Below are 2397 nucleotides of genomic sequence, written 5' to 3'. Positions count from 1 at the left end.
TTTTTAGAGGGGTCAATATGACCGGAACAGGGGTCAGTATAGTCCGGAATATCCAGCTTCTTTTGCTAGATTTGCTTGTATTTTTCCAGGCCTTTTTAAAAATCGATTTCCATACGTTTTGGCCTCATCAAAAAATCATTAATAATTCCACAAAGATGAGGAACAAACTTTCGGTGGTTGCTGGATAAAGTTTGTAATTTCATCCTAGAATTTAAAACGATTAATAATTTCGAACCAAACCAAAGATATATGTTCATTCTTTGAATTTCAAATTTATTTAGATGGAAAGGTGTTGTTGAAAGCTACGCCTAGCAACTATTCCAATCTTCCAAAATACTACTTTTGCTAAAAACTACAAGAACTCTTTAAAAGACTGGATTGAAAAAAGCCCAAACTATAAGGAATTAGAATTACTCCTTTTCCGCAATATATCTTAGTATAGAATTTAACTTAACCAAGTTTTGCCTAACTGGAGAATACTCCATATTTGCTATTCGTTTAATTTCATTAAGATCATCCGAAAGTGATCCAATACTATGATTTTCAGGCTTTTGGTCAATATTGTAAAGATCATTACTTACAATGTGCCAATAAAAATCCTCTGAAATTTCTATCTCATTTTTGCCCAACTCTTCTTTTATACTAGAAAATATCTCTCGAAAAGATGTTTCTAAATCTTCAATTCTTACTTTCATATTATTCGAATAATTTTAGTATGTTTTTGTAAAATGTATTAATCTCATGCTGTAAATGATTAACTCTACCATTTATAATCTGTTGTTGTATCTGAGGATTGCCAGCATTTCTAGTTAAGTGACCAGCATTATCAAAAGCATGAGGATTTTTAATGAACTCTCGGAGTTTCTTAGTATGCTCTAAAGCTTGTCTATACAAAGATTTTGCTGCACGATATTGGGCTGGAGATAAATTTTTAGCCTGTCTTATTAAGCTAACAATACTCTTTCCGGATCCCGGCCCGGGTATAAACGGTATATCTCCCCCGACAAATTGAGGTCCATCAATAACATAATTATGATTTAGGCTTGGTAGATTAACAGCAGTTTGATCCCTCCCGCTATTTGATTCAACATTAACCCATTGAGATGGTTTTGCTGATAGGGTGAGTGATCCGTCTAAGTAATTACCAGATACAGTGGTGGTAGTATAATCCACCCAATAGCCTAGCCTACCATTTCTCTCTTCATATGGATCCCCCCGTTTTCCATCTCCATCGATATTGTAAAATTTACCTCCATATTCAATGGCTCCACTTGCCAACCCATCTTTGTACATTTGGCTACCTCCCCACATGGACCAATCTGAATTCCCAATTCCATCTGACCAGTGATTCCCCGAACCCGGGCCGGTAAATCCGCCAGCCTTTGGCATAAGGTCAAAGGGATTCTGGGAGTAGTTTGATGCATAGGTATTCCCCGTACCCCACATTCCTGCATCATCCCTAATCAATCCCATCGGGTCACTGTACCGCACCGGGTTGTTAAACCCAAAATGGTAGGGGCTTAGGCCAGGTACCATGACGGTCAGGGAGATAAATATACACATATCCCGGTTCTGTTACAGTCATCGGGCTGATATTTAGGTATTGGTGGCTGATATCCGTTCCATCTTCGGCGGCTTCCTTCCCGATCTGCTTGAAGCTGGAATTTATAAGCTTGTACTGCCTTATGTGGCCTGTTGTGTTTTTCCAGTCGGTCGGTTGGATCTTTGGATTCTCCGATGTAAAAGGTACCGTCCAGCTCGGATTGGATGATGTAGACAAAATGTGCCATAAAATACCCATAAACAAAAAGAGCCTTGGCTAACCAAGGCTCTAAGAGCGGAATGGACAGCCTGTCCCGATGCCTCGGGAGGACTCGAACCCGCGACCTTCCCGACGGTGTCGGGACAGGCATTCTAACCGTTAGTATTTTTGGAGATCAGATCGACGAGGAATTGTCTGCTTTTTTGTTTTTTGAGAAAGGCCTCTCTTTTTTTTGCTTCAGCTCGAGAGTTGAATTCTTCGGTATATACGATTTTCCAGGGCTGTTTTCTGGCAGTAAATCCCTTATGTGGCCTGTTGTGTTTTTCCAGTCGGTCGGTTGGATCTTTGGATTCTCCGATGTAAAAGGTACCGTCCAGCTCGGATTGGATGATGTAGACAAAATGTGCCATAAAATACCCATAAACAAAAAGAGCCTTGGCAAACCAAGGCTCTAAGAGCGGAATGGACGGGACTCGAACCCGCGACCTCCTGCGTGACAGGCAGGCATTCTAACCAGCTGAACTACCACTCCAATATTTTATTTCAAATGTTCACCCGCGACCTTCCCGACTTGTCGGGACAGGCATTCTAACCAGCTGAACTACCACTCCAATATTTTATTTCAAATGTTCACC

Annotated in this window: 4 protein-coding genes and 1 tRNA gene; all 5 read right to left on the bottom strand. The window is 40.6% G+C overall.

Annotation, left to right across the window (positions count from 1 at the left end):
• Positions 1-410: 410 nt before the first annotated feature.
• Positions 411-695 (bottom strand): hypothetical protein, encoded by a 285-nt coding sequence (locus tag IAQ59_RS21745; protein WP_209332960.1) that lies wholly within the window; start codon positions 693-695, stop codon positions 411-413.
• A 1-nt stretch (position 696) separates the two neighbouring features.
• Positions 697-1563 carry a hypothetical protein gene (locus tag IAQ59_RS21740; RefSeq protein ID WP_209332959.1) on the bottom strand — a complete coding sequence of 289 codons (867 nt, stop codon included), beginning with the start codon at positions 1561-1563 and terminating at the stop codon, positions 697-699.
• Entirely contained in the window at positions 1542-1913 is a 372-nt protein-coding gene (locus IAQ59_RS21735) for a GIY-YIG nuclease family protein (RefSeq protein ID WP_245189776.1), read from the bottom strand. Before IAQ59_RS21735 ends, IAQ59_RS21740 begins: the two co-directional genes overlap by 22 nt.
• A 1-nt stretch (position 1914) precedes the next feature.
• Positions 1915-2172 carry a GIY-YIG nuclease family protein gene (locus IAQ59_RS21730; protein WP_209332958.1) on the bottom strand — a complete coding sequence of 86 codons (258 nt, stop codon included), beginning with the start codon at positions 2170-2172 and terminating at the stop codon, positions 1915-1917.
• A gap of 48 nt (positions 2173-2220) precedes the next feature.
• A tRNA-Asp gene (locus IAQ59_RS21725) sits at positions 2221-2294 on the bottom strand.
• Positions 2295-2397: the final 103 nt, after the last annotated feature.

Origin of the sequence: Lunatimonas salinarum, assembly GCF_017811155.1 — a bacterium.
Taxonomy (GTDB): domain Bacteria; phylum Bacteroidota; class Bacteroidia; order Cytophagales; family Cyclobacteriaceae; genus Lunatimonas; species Lunatimonas salinarum.
This window is presented reverse-complemented; position numbering and strand designations above follow the sequence as displayed.